At 42.1% G+C, this 17,800-nt stretch carries 13 protein-coding genes; all 13 read right to left on the bottom strand.

The features are described 5' to 3' along the window. Positions 1-276: 276 nt before the first annotated feature. A complete protein-coding gene (gene rpsA / locus ACQKCP_RS00840; RefSeq protein WP_057759193.1) occupies positions 277-1,965 on the bottom strand; it encodes a 30S ribosomal protein S1 in 1,689 nt (562 codons plus the stop codon). 307 nt (positions 1,966-2,272) lie between these two features. Then, entirely contained in the window at positions 2,273-3,040 is a 768-nt protein-coding gene (gene cmk / locus ACQKCP_RS00835) for a (d)CMP kinase (RefSeq protein WP_427610929.1), read from the bottom strand. Between the two features lie 189 nt (positions 3,041-3,229). Next, a complete protein-coding gene (gene tadA / locus ACQKCP_RS00830) occupies positions 3,230-3,754 on the bottom strand; it encodes a tRNA adenosine(34) deaminase TadA (protein WP_427610928.1) in 525 nt (174 codons plus the stop codon). Between the two features lie 27 nt (positions 3,755-3,781). Then, a complete protein-coding gene (locus ACQKCP_RS00825; RefSeq protein ID WP_201605546.1) occupies positions 3,782-4,519 on the bottom strand; it encodes a uracil-DNA glycosylase in 738 nt (245 codons plus the stop codon). Between the two features lie 179 nt (positions 4,520-4,698). Further along, positions 4,699-7,230, bottom strand: coding sequence for an ATP-dependent Clp protease ATP-binding subunit ClpA (gene clpA, locus ACQKCP_RS00820; protein WP_427610927.1), 2,532 nt, complete (start codon positions 7,228-7,230; stop codon positions 4,699-4,701). Between the two features lie 637 nt (positions 7,231-7,867). Beyond that, positions 7,868-8,263, bottom strand: coding sequence for an ATP-dependent Clp protease adaptor ClpS (locus ACQKCP_RS00815; protein ID WP_427610926.1), 396 nt, complete (start codon positions 8,261-8,263; stop codon positions 7,868-7,870). Positions 8,264-8,426: 163 nt separating this feature from the next. Beyond that, positions 8,427-9,293, bottom strand: coding sequence for a hypothetical protein (locus tag ACQKCP_RS00810; RefSeq protein WP_427610925.1), 867 nt, complete (start codon positions 9,291-9,293; stop codon positions 8,427-8,429). A gap of 103 nt (positions 9,294-9,396) precedes the next feature. Next, a complete protein-coding gene (argC, locus tag ACQKCP_RS00805) occupies positions 9,397-10,464 on the bottom strand; it encodes an N-acetyl-gamma-glutamyl-phosphate reductase (protein ID WP_427610924.1) in 1,068 nt (355 codons plus the stop codon). Between the two features lie 126 nt (positions 10,465-10,590). Then, on the bottom strand, positions 10,591-11,727 hold the full coding sequence (gene hemE / locus ACQKCP_RS00800; RefSeq protein ID WP_427610923.1) for a uroporphyrinogen decarboxylase: 1,137 nt from the start codon (positions 11,725-11,727) through the stop codon (positions 10,591-10,593). Positions 11,728-11,819: 92 nt separating this feature from the next. Beyond that, positions 11,820-12,992, bottom strand: a complete 1,173-nt coding sequence (gene proB, locus ACQKCP_RS00795) for a glutamate 5-kinase (protein ID WP_057759177.1) — start codon at positions 12,990-12,992, stop codon at positions 11,820-11,822. 78 nt (positions 12,993-13,070) lie between these two features. Further along, positions 13,071-14,273, bottom strand: coding sequence for an Obg family GTPase CgtA (cgtA, locus tag ACQKCP_RS00790; protein WP_427610922.1), 1,203 nt, complete (start codon positions 14,271-14,273; stop codon positions 13,071-13,073). Positions 14,274-14,563: 290 nt separating this feature from the next. Next, positions 14,564-16,006, bottom strand: a complete 1,443-nt coding sequence (locus ACQKCP_RS00785; protein ID WP_427610921.1) for a glyceraldehyde-3-phosphate dehydrogenase — start codon at positions 16,004-16,006, stop codon at positions 14,564-14,566. A 353-nt stretch (positions 16,007-16,359) separates the two neighbouring features. Further along, on the bottom strand, positions 16,360-17,592 hold the full coding sequence (locus ACQKCP_RS00780; RefSeq protein ID WP_427610920.1) for a lipocalin family protein: 1,233 nt from the start codon (positions 17,590-17,592) through the stop codon (positions 16,360-16,362). Between the last annotated feature and the right edge of the window lie 208 nt (positions 17,593-17,800).

The raw sequence follows: 17,800 nt of genomic DNA, 5'->3' as shown, positions 1-17,800 counted from the left end.
GCTCTATAGTACGTAAATGCGTTTGGATAATTAAACTATATATACTGAATCTTTGAAAACTAACATTCAGAATCGTATTATGACTATAAAAAGCTTATAACTATCATCTCGTTACTCAATGGTGCAAATGATAGCGGATATTAGCGTAAATGGGAATAAGAGTTTGCCCATTTGGCTAAAAACCTCTATTACTAACTGTGTTAATAAAATCTAATCATAAAAAAAAGCGACCGAAGTCGCTTTTTTTATATTACTTTTATATCAATAGTTTGCAGCTTACTGCATTTGCTCTTTGATCAAATCACCAATAGTTTTTGGCTGTGCATCAGAACCTGGAGCAGCAGTAGTGTTCGTGCTACCAAGATCTTTAATCGCTTGACGCTCTTCAGCTTCGTCTTTCGCTTTGATAGACAAGTTGATGTTGCGTGTTTTACGATCAACACTGATGATTTTCGCTTCAACGTCATCACCAACAGTCAGATGCTTAGTTGCATCTTCAACGCGGTCACGTTGGATTTCAGAAGCACGTAGATAAGCTTCAACTTCGTCAGCAAGTTCGATAGTAGCGCCTTTAGCGTCTACTTCTTTTACTTTACCATTAACGATAGCACCACGGTCATTGTTGACTAGGTATTCGTTGAATGGATCAGAGCTTAACTGCTTAACGCCTAGGCTGATACGGTTGGCTTCTGCATCTACAGACAATACCATTGCTTCAACGGTGTCACCTTTGTTGTAGTTACGGATAGCATCTTCGCCAGTTTCGTTCCAAGAGATATCAGATAGATGAACAAGACCATCAATACCACCGTCTAGACCGATAAAGATACCGAAGTCAGTGATTGATTTGATAGTACCAGTGATTTTATCACCGCGCTCATGTTTCTTATCAAACTCATCCCATGGGTTAGCTAGAGTTTGTTTGATACCTAAGCTGATACGACGACGTTCTTCATCGATATCAAGAATCATTACTTCAACTTCATCGCCCACTTGAACCACTTTAGATGGGTGGATGTTTTTGTTGGTATGATCCATTTCTGATACGTGTACTAGACCTTCGATACCTTCAGAAATCTCAGCGAAACAACCATAGTCAGTCAAGTTGGTTACGCGAGCTTTTACAACACTACCTACTGGGTAAGTGCCGCCAACGTTATCCCAAGGATCAGTACCAAGTTGTTTTAGACCTAGGCTAACGCGGTTGCGTTCACGGTCAAACTTCAATACTTTAACTTTTAGGTCTTGGCCAACTTCAACAACTTCAGATGGGTGCTTGATACGGCGCCATGCCATGTCAGTGATGTGCAATAGACCATCGATACCACCTAGATCAACGAACGCACCGTAATCAGTAAGGTTCTTAACGATACCTTCGATCTCGATGCCTTCTTCAAGCTTGTTCAATAGCTCTTCGCGCTCAGCTGAGTTTTCAGCTTCCATAACCGCACGACGGCTAACAACAACGTTGTTGCGTTTCTGGTCAAGTTTGATGACTTTGAATTCTAGCTCTTTGCCTTCAAGATGCGTTGTATCACGGATAGGACGTACATCTACCAATGAACCTGGTAAGAACGCGCGTACTGAACCGATATCTACAGTGAAACCGCCTTTAACTTTGCTTGAGATAATACCTTTAACGATTTCATCGTTATCAGCGATTTTTTCAAGGAAGTTCCAAGTTTCAACACGTTTAGCTTTCTCACGTGACAGCAAGGTTTGACCCATGCCGTTATCAACCGCTTCAACTACGACATCAACGCTATCGCCAACTTCAACTTCAAGTTCGCCTTCTTCGCTTAAAAACTCTTCACGAGCGACGATACCTTCAGATTTAAGACCAGTATCTACTGTGATCCAATCGCTATCGATGGCCACAACAGCACCTGTAATAACCGAGCCACGCTCGATATCTAGGCCCTGCTCTTCAATGCTCGCTTCAAATAGTTCAGCAAATGATTCCATTATGTCTACCTTTGTATAGCCGTATCCTGTCCAGCACAGTACGGATCAAATTTATGATTGTATAGAACGAAATACTGGTTTTATATCCCATGCAATCATATAAAAAAACGTTTGTTGATAGCGAGCTCATCGTAATTAAAACTGACTAACAACAACTGTCTTATATCGAATGCAATATCTTGAATAAACTAAGTTTTTCTTACTGCTTTAATAAAATTTAACTTAACCGTATTATTTTATACTAAAACAATGATTAATAGGAAACTTTTTAGTACTTAGTATGTTGTTTTTACTAGCTATTAAATGACTAACTAGTGAAAAACACACCTTTATCTTGGCAATGCTTTTTGACTTGCTCATATACTGCATCAGCATTCAGCGCTGAACTATCAAGTAATAATGCATCTGCCGCAGGCTTAGATGGCGCTGTACTACGATTTTCATCACGGTCATCACGCTCTTTTATTGTCGCTAAAATCGCCTCAAAATCTGCTGTCTGACCAGCGTCTAACAACTGAGTCACACGGCGCTCTGCACGTGCTTCAGCACTAGCCGTCAAAAACACCTTAACATCAGCATCTGGAAAAACGACCGTACCCATATCGCGACCATCAGCAACCAAACCTGAACGAGTGGCCATATCTTGTTGTAGCTTTAGCAACGCTTGGCGAACCTGTGGAAAGACCGCTATCTGTGATGCATAGCCTCCAACCGTTTCATTGCGTACTTGCTCACCTACTGCTTGTCCATTAACAATGATATCTACACGCCCTGAGTCATTGTTTGGTACAAACGCTATCTCTAAGCTTTCAGTCAATGCTAATACAGCATTTTCATCAATTGGTTGGCTAGCATCTGCGCTGATTAAACCCGCTTCAAAGGCTTTTAACCCAACAATCCTATAAAGCGCACCAGAGTCTAACAACTGATAGCCTAACACTTGTGCTAGACGCCATGTGACCGTACCTTTACCAGCGCCACTGGGACCATCGATACAAACAACAGGATAGCGCACTGATGAGGTGTGGCTATTCTCTGTATTGAGTAAAACATTATCAGGTGTAGAACTAGTCATAATACTTACTCAATAATATGCGTTACTTATATCGCTTATCGTATGTCATTAATAAAACGATATTTATTCGTATGTTAAGTCTTTAATAGCCTATTAAGATGGGTGCTATCAAATAGGGCAATATTATAGCAAAAAATCATCGTGACCACTAGCACCAAGACTGATATCTTGTTTATTAGTATTTTGAGTTTACATAGTGGCCTTATTCTTTTTCGCCGCTTGCCTACGCTCACGAAAAAATGTCTTTAGTATTTGACTACTATGCTCGCTGCATAGTCCACTATACGCCTGTATACTATGGTTGTAGAAAGGTTGTAATGATAAGTCCATTTGACTACCAACCATCCCAGCACGCGGTTCGCTCGCTGCGTACACCAACTTGTTTACACGCGCATGGATTAGAGCACCGATACACATCGTACAAGGCTCTAGAGTGACGTATAAAATAGTCTGTAGCGGCAGTCGATAATTTTCTAAACGCGTACAAGCGTCTCTTAATGCAACTATCTCTGCATGAGCAGTAGCATCATGGCTACTAATAGGTTGATTAAACCCTTGGCCGATAACTTGCTGATCATGTACCAATACCGCACCTACCGGCACCTCTCCACGCTCAGCACCTTGCTTAGCAAGTTGAATTGCTTGTTGCATCCACTTAGCATCTTCAGCTAACCAAAAGGTGCTGGCCTGCATATTTAAGGGTTGATACGGCATTAAGCTTATATTCTGTATATTTTGCATTTATTGTGGTAATTGCCAGTCAATTGGAGTTTGGCCATACTGCACCAAGTAATCATTTGTTTTAGAAAAAGGTTTAGTGCCAAAGAAACCGCCACGATTTGCCGCCAGTGGTGATGGATGTACCGCTGTCAGAATCAAATGCTTATCGGTATCGATATACTTACCTTTCTTCTGGGCTTTACTACCCCACAAAATAAACACGGTATGCTTTGTCTGTTCATTGACGGCATCGATGACAGCGTCAGTAAACTGCTCCCAACCTTTATTCTGATGACTGTTTGGCTCGCCTTCTCGCACAGTTAGTGAGCTATTAAGCAGTAGAACGCCTTGCTGCGCCCAGTATGTCAAATCGCCATGCGCTGAAGGGCGAATACCAATGTCATCTGCCATTTCTTTGAGCAAGTTATTTAGTGATGGGGGCTTAGGAATGGCTTTAGGAACAGAAAATGATAATCCCATAGCCTGACCTGGACGATGATAAGGATCTTGGCCTAAGATTACCACTTTGACTTGTGATAATGGCGTAAGATTAAGCGCATTGAACATCAATGGTGCAGGCGGATAAATACTATCATCGGACTGATAGGCTTCCTTTAAAAATGCGCGTAGATTGTCCATATTCTCAGACGTTAATTCATCTGCTAACGCTGTTTTCCAATCTTCTGGTAAACGGACATTGTCTAAAATTGCTTGTTTTTGTTCTGGAGTCTTGGTTGTCGGTTCATCAAACAGTTCCATAGTGTGTCCTTTTTATACTTTTTATCTTGTTATAAGTTCAATAGTTTTGTTAAAGCCAGCTTACTGTAAATAATCATACTAACAAAAAATGATATGAGCTTTGTTGATGAATTATAGCAATAAAAAAACGGCTACCGCAGTAATACAGTAGCCGTTTTTGTCATATTAACACCAACAACTTAGCTGGCTAGAGACTCAGAATCAGGATGTGGTTCGTGAGTTTCAACGACTGTCAGAATAATACGACTATCAGCTGAGCCTTTGTCTGACACCTTATCGAGCTTCATCGTATCATTATCTTGAGAATCATCGACTTTAGGCTCTAAAGTCAGATGTACGACACCGCCATTAACCAAATCACCAAACAAAATCATACTTGCCAATGGTTTTTTGATTTCATCTTGAATCAGACGCTGCATTGGACGTGCACCCATTAGACGGTCATAGCCTTTATCCGCCAAGTAATCACGTACATCATCATCAATCTCTAACGTTACTTGCTTATCATCAAGCTGTACTTGTAATTCAACCAAGAACTTATCGACAACTGATACAACAACTGACGTATCTAGAGGGTTGAACTGAATTATAGCGTCTAAGCGATTACGGAACTCTGGCGTGAAGACACGTTTCAGTGATTCTGTATTATCACGACTATGGTCTTGTTGAGTAAAGCCCATTGACGAGCGACTGATACTATCAGCACCAACGTTCGTTGTCATAATAACGATGACTTGCTTAAAGATTGCTACACGACCATTGTTATCGGTCAATGTACCATGATCCATTACTTGTAGTAACAAGTTGAAGACATCTGGATGCGCCTTTTCAATCTCATCAAGCAACAACACACAATGTGGATGCTGATTGATTTTTTCGGTGAGCAAACCACCTTGATCATAGCCAACATAACCTGGAGGCGCGCCAATCAAGCGTGATGCCGTGTGCGCTTCCATGTACTCTGACATATCAAAGCGTACCAATTCTACACCTAACAGGTTCGCTAGCTGACGTGATACTTCTGTTTTACCCACACCAGTTGGACCTGCAAACATAAATGAACCGATTGGCTTATCTGGCGCTTTTAATCCTGCACGTGATAGCTTGATAGCATCGGCCAACGTAGCAATCGCCTCATCTTGACCAAATACCAAGTGCTTTAGATCTCGATCTAAGTGTTCAAGGATACTCTTGTCATCACTCGATACAGATTTGGGTGGAATACGTGCTAGTTTAGCAATAATAGCTTCAATATCAGCCACATCGATTTTCATCGGTGGCTTTTGACCTTTTGATAATTTCACACCATCTGCTGATTTGGCACTATCGCTTGCTTTCGCAGTCGCTGCTTCATCCTGCATTTCATTATCTGTATCACCATCGATATCAGCATCAATCTGCGCATCAAAATCTTGCTCTAAATCAGCAATGAAACTTTCTTCCGCTTCGATATCATCGACATCAGGTACCACACCTAAGCGCTTATACGCACCTGCTTCGTCAATCACGTCAATGGCTTTGTCAGGTAAAAAACGCTCATGAATATGTTTGGCTGACAACTGTACCGCTGTGACCAACGCTTCATCCGTATACTCAACATTATGGAATTCTTCATAACGAGGTTTCAGACCGCGTAGGATATCGATGGTGTCATCCACGCTTGGTTCTTTGACATCGATTTTTTGGAAACGACGCGACAATGCATGGTCTTTTTCAAATACTTGGCGATACTCAGTAAATGTGGTTGAACCGATACAACGTAGCTCACCGTTGGCAAGTGCAGGCTTAATCAAATTAGACACATCCATATTGCTGCTCATAGACGAACCAGCACCAATAATCATATGAATCTCATCGATGAAAAGAATAGCATTTGGTTTTTTCTTTAGTGCATCAAGCAATGACTTCATGCGTTTTTCAAAGTCACCGCGATACTTAGTTCCCGCAATCAGTGAACCGATATCAAGGCTATAAATCACGCAACCGTTAAGTGGCTTCGGTGCTTTGTCGTTAATGATTAACCATGCCAAACCTTCAGCAATAGAGGTTTTACCGACACCAGGCTCACCTACTAGCAATGGGTTGTTTTTACGACGGCGGCACAGTACTTGGGCAGCACGTTCAATTTCAGAAGCACGACCAATCAAAGGATCGGTTTTACCTTCGGCAGCTCGCTGGTTTAGATTGGTCGCAAATTCAACCAATGGATCTTTGCTGGTCTTTTCAGAGGCACTACGGCGCTCAGTACCTGCAGAACCGCGTGATTCAGAAGGCTCTTCTTTATCTTGGCCGTGTGATAAATACTGGGTTAGCTCAAGGCGACTGATACCTTGTTTTTTAAGCAGGTAGACAGCATAGGTATCATGTTCTGAAAACATAGAGACCAAAATATCAGACCCTTCTACCAAACGACCACCACCGATCGACTGCACGTGAAAAATAGCACGCTGCAAAATACGATCAAAGCTTTGAGTCGGCTGCGGTGACTGTTCTGTATCAGCATCGATGGTTGGCGTGTGTTTATTAATATAAACCTCAAGCTCAGTACGCAACGCCGAGACATTAGCATTACAAGCAGTCAACGTATTGGCAGCATGAGTGTTTTCTAATAAGGCCAAAAGCAAGTGTTCAACAGTGAGATACTCATGCGATTTTTGGCGCGCAAGCGTCATTGCTAAACGTAGAGAAACTTCAAGATGACGACTTAACATAACAACTTCCTACGGTTATATCTATCTTTATAATTGATAGTTTTATGAATGAGTTAGTAAGTAAATCAGGGCGGTAGATGTATTGTTCAAGGGCTATATTCGTATTATTAGAAGTCATGAATAAATGAGGTGAGCGGTAGACTATTTATTAGATACTATAATCTCGCTATCAGCCAACAGTAATCACAACTATCCATGGCCGCTTTTCTTTATATCAACACGATACTTCGACGGAGTCAATCCATTAACACAGACTAAAATGTATCAAAGCGTGCTACAAGCTAGTAGCGACAACCTTAATAACGAATATTAAATGTTGAAAAACTGGTTAAATAGAAGGAGAAGTTGATATCTTAGAAGCTAGAAATAACAGAGTTTTAGCAAGTTTAACTTAGATACTTAGTCTAAGCCTATTGGACAGGCTATTTTAATAGATAGGGTTATTTATTATAAAAATCAAGACTCTATGGATAATAAAACTATTTTAAGAGGCAAAGTTCATATATAAGAGAGGTGACTGAAAAGTCGAAAAAGCTCACTATACAGGTGAGCTTTGAGAAGGATTACTTAGAAATAAAGAACAGTAGGTAAAGCTTTAATAGAGCCATATATCAGTATAAGAAATTAATAAATTGCTTTACTCGCCTTGATGCGGTTCGATTTGAGTTAATAACGGATAACCTTCACGATGTGCCAGACTATTTACTTTTTTGGCCTTAGTCTCGGCGATATCTTTGGGATAAATGCCAGCAATACCTTTGCTGCTATTATGAATAGTCAGCATAATCTCGACCGCAGAATCCATACTATGACGAAATTCTGACTGCAATATGTATACAACAAACTCCATCGGCGTGTAGTTGTCATTGTACATAACGACCGCATACATGGGCGGTTTGGCTACTTCAGGCTCTGCGACCAATACATCTGCTTGCGGTGGGGTTTCACCATCGGTATCACCGTCTTGTGCACGATAAGCAGGCATATTGGGAAAGTGCCAATCAGCAACCGTTGGCGTGGCTTGTGATATCATTTTTTTCATCATAATCAAAATATAATTATAAGGTAAGTTTAAGATAGAGGTTGTTAAGGCAGGCGATGAGGCATGGTATAAAGCACAACCACTGATTAAGGTCATTGTGCTTTGATTTCAACCACAGCATCGTCACTGAGTATTTCATTAAGACATGAGGTAATTAAGGTACGATAGGACTTTCATCAACTTCTGGTAAATCTAGGAGCGATGGTAGCATGTTATCCACACTATCACCGAGCTTCCAGTCATACAACTGCTCTACTTTCTGACCACCAGCTTGCAAAGTCAGTTTGGCTTGCAATGGTCTAAAGCCTGATGGCATTACAAAGCGGCCACGTATCCGAACGATACCTTCGATCATATGGTATGCAGGGTCAAGTGGCACCTCTACAAGGTCATCATTGTTAAGTAGCGTCAATACAGGCCTTAAGCGTTTGGCTTGACCATCGCTACTGAGCATCCCAATATCAAAACCATACTCAAAAGCATTTTCAGGTAGTGGCGAAATTTTGGCACCTAATACCTGTAAAGGCATACCACCTTTCTCACGGATGACATCTGAATATAGCTCATTGAGCTGTGACACTTGCTTATTTTCTACTGTTAATTCTTGCTGGCTCTCACGCAGTTCTTTTAAATTAGCCAAACTGATAGCCAGTTCTTGTTTGGCAGTTGCCGCTTGGTTAGTGGCTATCTTATTGCTAAGGCGCAAATCTTCTAGTACTTGTGTCGCTTCAGTGCTATCGATGATTGCTTGCTTGGCTTCTGTTTCCATCGAATGGAGGCCACGTTGGTAACCAAGTTTATGACCGAATACCAGCCCAACCACCGCTGTCACTAATACGGCTACAACGAACAGTGCCAATACCAATGTAGAAGCGCCGCGTTGTGAGCTAGCAATACCACTTATAGGGACATTATTATTTCTAAAGGAATGCTGTTTGCGCTCCAAGCTATCTATAACCGAGTCTTTGCACGATAGACGTGCTGGCTGTGAGCAAAAGCGTAGTACGAGCTGAACACGCATTTAGACAGTATCTCTTAAGGGTAAGGGCAAGTCATTATAGCCGAATTTATAATCAATACCTAGCACCGTAAATGTGAATGATTGGAATATGAAGTCGTTGATATTAAGGAACAATCGGTGCAAAGTTCAGCCCCATTGACTCATCAAAACCAAACATCACATTCATGTTTTGCACAGCCTGCCCAGCAGCACCTTTGACTAAATTATCTTGAACGACAATAACCGTTAGCTCAGCGTGCTCATTGTCCTGATGTACCGCAATGCGTAGACGGTTACTAGCGCGAACACTACGCGTATCGGGATAAAGCCCCTTTGGCATGACATCAACAAACAACTCTGACGCATAGCTATTTTCAAACGCTTGCTGCCAATCGATAGCAGCACCAGCATCGGTCAGCTCCATATGAATAGAGCTTAGCATGCCACGAATCATCGGTACTAAATGCGGCAAAAAACGAATACGATGCGTGAACTGACTGTCTAATAACTGTGCAACACCCTGCTCAATCTCAGGTAAATGACGATGGCCTTCGACGCTATAAGCTTTAAAGCTATCCGTTGTCTCAGCATAGTTAAGTGCAAGTGATGCTTGACGACCTGCGCCAGATACACCAGATTTTGCGTCAATTACAATACGAGATTCGATCAAACGCTCTGCTTGCTTATTCTGAGCTTCGATAATTGGTTTTAAACCCAAAATCGCAGTGGTTGGATAACAGCCTGGGTTGCCTACTAGTAACGCATTCGCAAGCTTGTCACGATTGATTTCTGGTAGGCCGTAGACTGCTGTTTTCAACAATTCAGGACAAGTATGTGACTGTTTGTACCAGTGCTCAAAGTCAGTCAATGACTGCAAACGAAAGTCAGCAGCCAAATCGATGACCTTAACGCCAGCTTGGGTAAGCGCTTCAGCTTGCTTCATTGCTACGCCATGTGGCGTCGCAAAAAACACAACATCACATTTTTGCAGTGCAGCAAGCGTATTATCACCCAAGTCGCTAAAAACGATGTCAGACACACCGCGTAAGCTTGGGAAGATTTCATCAGCACGAGTGCCAGCTTCGCTACGAGAAGTTAATAAATCAATAGAAACCTCAGGATGAGCAGATAATAAGCGAATGAGCTCAATACCCGTATAGCCTGTACCACCGACGATCGCTGCTGAAATCATAAAACACCCTTTTCTTGGTAAATACTAAATATGCACTGATAGATTCTATATTTGCTTGTAACTCATGCAGTTCTACAAATCTTTCAACTCCACAAATACAGAATCAGTCTCTAAATATTCTGACTGTTAAATTTTATAATCGTGTACTGCATCCACAAACACTTTGGCATTGTCAGGATTAACCCATTGGGTGATACCATGACCTAAGTTTGCTATGTAACCAGTCTTTTCACCATCAGCGTAAGCACGGTCAAGCATGGCGTTCACTTCCGAACGAATAGTTGCAGGCGACCCGTATAACGTCGCTGGATCTAAGTTACCCTGAATGGCTTTGCTGCTTTGCAATTTTTTATGCTTTTTGGTCAACTGACGCTGACTCTCAGTCAATATTTGACGCGCACGATCAATCGGCATCGTCCAGTCTAGACCTAGCACATCTGCTTCGCTGTCAGCCTGAATATCAAGCCATAACCCACCACCTTTAGTGAATAGCACTACAGGTACTTGTGGATGACGTTCCTTTAGTTCGGCGACAATACGTTTATTATAAATATGTGAAAATTCGATAAATTGACGATGACCTAACGCCCCACCCCAACTATCAAATATCTGAACAATTTGAGCGCCAGCGACGATTTGGGCATCTAAATAGTCAATAACTGACGTCGCAAGCTTATCTAATAACTGATGTAAAAAATCAGGGTTACTATATAAGAAGCCTTTGGTATAACGATAATCCTTCGAGCTACCGCCTTCTATCATATAAGTAGCCAATGTCCACGGACTACCAGAAAAACCGAATAGTGGAACTTGACCGTTCAATGCTTTACGAATGCTGGTTACAGCACGCATGACATAATCTAGAGAGTCGTTTGGCTCAAGCACTGGCAATCTATCAAGATCAGCCTGCTCACGAATAGGATGTTTGAACTTAGGGCCTTCACCTGTTTCGAAATACAAGCCTAGTCCCATCGCATCAGGGATAGTTAGAATATCACTAAACAAAATAGCAGCATCTAAGTCATAGCGACGCAATGGCTGTAGAGTCACTTCAGTAGCACGGTCTGTATCTTTGCACAGGCTCATAAAGTCACCCGCTTCAGCACGAGTGGCCTTATATTCTGGCAAATAGCGACCAGCTTGGCGCATCATCCATACCGGTGTGGTATCGATGGGCTCAAAACGTAATGCACGTAGCAATCTATCATTTTTTAAAGGTGCAAACTGTTGCTGAACCGAGTTACTACCGTCTGAAGCACTCATGTACAAATCTCCAAAACAGCATAATATCCATATTTATAAATGGATATTATGCTGGATAAAATAAGTTGAATAAAAAAGGTTATATGAAAGCGCTATACAGTTAATGCAAGATTGTCGCGATGTACCATGACGACACGTTCTTCGCTACTGCCAAAAATCTTATCGAACTGTTCAGTACGCTCACGAGCGACGCGGCGCGCATCATTCGATGAGAAGTTTACCTGCCCAACGGCAATACGTTCGCCAGTATCTTGATGGATGATTTCTACCACATCACCTTCATCAAATCCGCCCTGCACTTCTACAACACCCACTGGCAATAAACTTCTATTGTGCTCAGTCAATGCTCTTGCAGCACCTGCATCGACGACTAAGCTACCTGACATACGTAGATGCGCTGCTAGCCACTGTTTACGTGCGATGATTTTATCTTCGTCATTAGTCGTTAGCAATGTACCTACGGCTTCGCCTGATACCACACGAGTAATAACATCATCGATAGCACCACTGACGATAACGGTAGGACAGCCACCCATTGCAGCAAGGCGTCCAGCACGGATTTTGGTCAACATACCACCGCGTCCAAGCTTACCGCCGTCTCCTGCAATATCAAATAAATAATCCGCCATTGCACGCTCTTGACGAATCATCTTAGCATCAGGATTATCACGTGGGTTATCAGTGAAGACACCTTCTTGATCGGTTAAGATAATGTACAAATCAGCATTAACCATCGCGGCTGCCATCGCACCCAAGGTATCGTTATCGCCAAATTTAATCTCATCAATCGTGATGGTATCGTTTTCGTTGATAACAGGTAGTACGCGCCACTCTAATAACTGTGTCAGCGCACCAGTGGTATTAAGATAACGGCTACGATTAGACAAATCATCGTGAGTTAGCAGTAGCTGCGAGCTTTGAATGCCATGCTGAATCAAAGCTGACCACCATGTTTCAATCAAGCCCATTTGACCAATAGAAGCACAGGCTTGTAGTGCTGCTAGTTTCTTAGGACGTTCCTCAAGGTTCATACGTACCACACCTTCAGCAACGGCACCTGATGATACTAGCAGTACCTCAACGCCTTTTTTGTGTAGCTTAGCAATTTGCTTTGCCCACTCATATATGGCAGTACGATCCAGCCCTCGACCGTTATTGGTTAATAATGATGAACCAATTTTGACAATAACGCGCTGAATATCAAAGTTTCGAGTTTGCTTAACAAATCTTGCTTCTTCCATCGTGTTTGCTATGTCATCTGCCATATAAACTCCTTTTTTTCATATAAATTGATTGTAGGGATTAAATTCACAATTCAAGTATAACTGCTCAAGCATACTAGCTTAAGGAACGTACATTACCTCAACGCCATCGTCATCGTCGTCAAAATCAGACGCATCCAAGCCTTCACGTGCTGCTTTACGAGCTGCACGATATGCTTCACGCTGTGCTTCAGTGTTAAGACGTACTTCAGCTTCTAAACGCTCGAAACGTTCTTTTTGTGCTTCAGCGAAGATAGGATCTTCTATTTCACGCTCACGCTCAAGTTCGATATCATTCATTAGATGATATTTGACCGCATCAACGCCTTCACCAGTTAGCGTTGCCGTACGGAAGACCATACCAGTCCAACCAAGCTCTGCGACAATATGAGTACAAAGCGCATTCAAATCTTCATCATTGACCTGATCGATTTTGTTTAATACCAAAATCTGCGGTAAGTTGGCTAATTCAGGAGAAAAACGCTCAAGCTCGTTTAAGATAACGCGAGCATTTTCGACTGGATCGCTACCATCGACAGGCTTGACATCAACTAAGTGTAGCAGACGACGTGTACGCGCAACATGTTTTAAGAAGCGAATACCAAGTCCGGCACCTTCTGATGCACCTTCAATAAGACCAGGAATATCTGCCATCACAAATGAGCGATGACGACCAATATCGACCACACCCAAGTTTGGTACTAGCGTGGTAAACGGATAATCAGCCACTTTTGGTCTAGCAGCAGAGACTTGACGGATAAAGGTCGATTTACCAGCATTCGGCAAACCAATCAAACCAACATCAGCGACTACTTTTAGCTCAAACTTAAGAACTTTTAGCTCACCTTCAAAACCTGACGTCGCTTTACGCGGCGCTTGGTTGGTCGAGCTTTTGAAATGGGTATTACCCAGGCCACCGTCACCACCTTTGGCAATCAGTAGTGTCTGGCCAATCTCAATCAAATCGCCCAATACTTCGTCTGTCTCGGTATCAACTACCGTCGTACCAACCGGTACTGGTAAATAAAGATCATCAGACCCTTTACCTGAACAGTTTCTACTATGGCCGTTCTCAGCACGCATGGCGTCATGACGACGCGTATAACGATAGTCAACTAAGGTGTTGGTGTTGTCTTCTGCAATGACATACACATCTCCGCCCTTGCCGCCATCACCACCATCAGGTCCACCACGTGGGACATACTTCTCTCGGCGAAAACTGGCGATTCCGTTACCACCGTCACCTGCTTTTACCGTTACGACGGCTTCATCAATAAATCGCATCTTACGTTCCTTAATTCACAATCCAGTCTATAAACTGGTTACAACCAACGGTTGTATTTTGGGGTTTTGCTATGTTGTTGCGTCAAAATGAACACTGTATAAAGACTACTTTTACTTAGTACCCATTATGACAATAACACCCGATAATCAATCGGACTATCGGGTGTTTAAGTATGACAGTTAAAGTCCTACCAAGCTATTTAAAGTAGCATCTGCTACAGTGCCATTTTTATGACACGATAGCGCTACTATACTTGGTATGACGTTATTGCTCTACTGTATTTAGTAATCTATGCTGGAATCTGAGCGTAGCTGATTCCAGCCATTTGCGTCGCCAAACGCAATACCTGAGTACTATAACCTACTTCGTTGTCATACCAAACATATACGATAGCTTGGTTGTCAGTCAAAATAGTGGCTTGAGCATCGATAATACCAACATGAGTCGTACCAACGAAATCCGTTGACACCGCTTCTGTAGAATCTGTATAAGCAATCTGCGACTGCCAAGTACTGCTGTTAGCCATTTTACGCAAGAACTCATTTAACGCATCAGCGCTTGCTGGAGCAGTTTTCAGATTCACGTTCAATATTGCTAGGCTGACGTTTGGTGTTGGTACACGAATAGCGTTACCCGTTAGCTTACCATTTAATTCTGGCAATGCTTTACCAACGGCTTTTGCAGCACCAGTACTGGTAATAACCATGTTCATCACAGCACTACGACCACGGCGATCAGCTTTATGATAGTTATCAACCAAGTTCTGATCATTGGTAAATGAGTGAATAGTCTCTACATGACCATTTACAATACCGTACTCATCATTCAGTACATTCAGCGTTGGCGTAATTGCATTGGTCGTACAGCTAGCAGCACTAACGATCGTATCATCACCAACGGTGTCATTGTTCACGCCATAAACGACGTTTTTGATATCACCACCAGCAGGTGCTGTTAGTAGCACTTTTTTCACGCCAGTAGACTGTAAGTGCTTACCAAGGCCCGCTTCATCTTTCCAGATACCTGTGTTATCAATAACAAGAGCATTGTCGATACCATAAGCAGTATAGTCGATTTCGCTTGGGTCTTTGGCATAGATAACTTGTACAAAACGACCATTAACGATCATGCCGTTATTATCATCATCGATGCTGATGCCGCCTAAGAATCTACCATGGATTGAGTCACGCTCAAGCAATGAAATACGTTTAGCCAAGTCACCAGCAGCGGCTGGACGTACAACGATCGCTTTTAGTTGTAGACCTTTCGCACTTGACGTTTGTGACAATAGCAGACGAGTCAAAATACGACCGATACGGCCAAAACCATACAGCACAACATCTGTCGCGCCATTTACAGCACCAGCGCTGTTGATAGACTGTAGAGCGGTTTGTAAGTCCGTATCATTAGCAATCAATTGACCAACATCGATACGAGTGGCTTGGATATCAGTGTTTTCTGAGATAACTTTTACCATTGCTAGAGTATCAGCGATATCGATAGCTTTGGCACCATGGTCGCGTAGCGCTACTTTTTGATGTAAAGCAAGTATTTGACCAACTGAGGTAGAGTCTAGCGTTTCGCCAAACAAAGTCACTTGTACGTCTTGCTTGTTATAGAGCTTGTTTAGTAGCCCCATAAGCTCAATCGCTTGTTGCTCTTGATTGTTGTAGTTGTTCAAGTGGTCTTGATGTAATTGGCGTAAGGTATCAGCGTTGCTCACGAGAAACATCCTTATGGTCAGTAATGTATGATCAATAAAATATGAAGAAGTGTAAAATAGATAGGTCGTGTATGCTCTAAATGGTGACTCTAATATGATAATCAACCACTATCAATATGGGTCATTAAAGCTAGAGTATTTGAATCGCCTAGATTTTAGCCTAAAACGCCTCATTTTGCCAGTAGTAACCGATTAGCTAGCGTGCATAATAGGTTTTACTCTCGTATATAGCTCTTATATATAGTTCTCATGTACAGCTAGTAATAAAAATAAAGGCAGCTATATATGCTGCCTTATTCGAGACGTAATAAAATACTAATCGCTATATGGTTTAATTAAAGCAGTAAATTCAGTTACATCTATTATGGTGCTAGATTCACCGTTTGATTACTCTGCGACGTCAATGTAAACTCTTTTAAGTCATAACCTTGCTGCTGAGCAATTTGACGATACTTAGTATACGTTTCCTGACTGATATTTGGCGAGCGTGCTAGTAACCATAAGTATTTTTTATCAGGTGTCCCTACTAGCGCGGTTTTGTAATCTGCATCACGTGCCAGCACCCAATAATCAGCACGGCCGACTGGAATCCAGCGAATCCACTTCGGTAAGAACGTCACTTTTAGTTTGCTGCCGCTTTCATCGACTGGCTTAGCCAAACCTTCTGCGACAATAGTTGAACCGTCCTCGCTCACACATTTGTTAGTCACCGTGATTCCTGAGCCGTCATCTTTTTGAGCATAATTGGCTGTCACATCACCAGCACACTTGCGCTGGAAATACATCGGCAAACGGCCAATTTCATACCAAGTACCTGCATAGGTATTTAGATCTACGCTATCTACAGTAGTTGGCGTACTTGCAGATTTATGAATAATATCATTTGGCTTAACCGATAGCATATCGGTCGTGGTCTTCTCACTCATCGCATCATCAGACATTTCATTAGTTGCCGTGTTGTTGGTTGCCATGTTCACTGGCGGCGTGGCCGCATAGGCTGAGAACGCTGCTAACGGTATAATAATCGCTAAGGCAATGCCTGTATGTTTGATCAGTCCATTCATAAATATGCGCTCCGGTATTTCTTTGTAGGATGAATTATTTGCTGATGTATCATTGATTTTCTCAGCGTCGACAGCCTGTTCAGAACCACTGTTTAGATTATCTATTTGATCCTCTAACAGTCCCGACATTAATGGTTCATCTTCATTTAGCTTTTGTGGCTGCTTATTTCGCGCTGACTTATAGCCAGATGATCTGTAGCCACCAGCCACGTCATGATTGTCCTCATTGCTATTTTTTAGATCTTTGCTTATCTCATTGTTACTCATAGCTGACTCTTTTGCCCTAAGGCTTTTGTCGGCGCTTTTGTATCCAAAATAGCTGTCTTGCGAAGACGTGTTTTTTGCCAGATGGTGCGAATATTCGCCATTCGAGCTGTCGTGATTATAGCTAGCATCGTTACTAGCTTGGTTTGTCTGTTGTGTATCATCGCCATATTCATTGTCATTGAGCGATTGCTTAGGCTGCTGAAGTTGAGAACCAGCTGCCTGTGAATCAGTCCATGCTGACTCAGGTAACTTATTGGTTTTCATAGGAGTACCATTCTTAAATAGTGATTGTTAAAAAGGCTGTATGTACGGCATCTATTTGGTCTCGTTTTCTAAAAGCCATTTGCTTTGGTATAAGTTATTTATGCAAAACTTGACTCTACAAAAGCTTTTTTATTATTGTATTTTGAGCATTACTTTTGATCAGTCACTCGTCTATAGAAATAAGATCAACGTATCGTAGATATGCAAT

This window comes from Psychrobacter sp. NPDC078631 (genome assembly GCF_050268165.1).
Lineage (GTDB): Bacteria > Pseudomonadota > Gammaproteobacteria > Pseudomonadales > Moraxellaceae > Psychrobacter.
The sequence above is the reverse complement of the archived record's forward strand: the minus strand, read 5'-3'. Positions and strand labels throughout refer to the sequence as shown.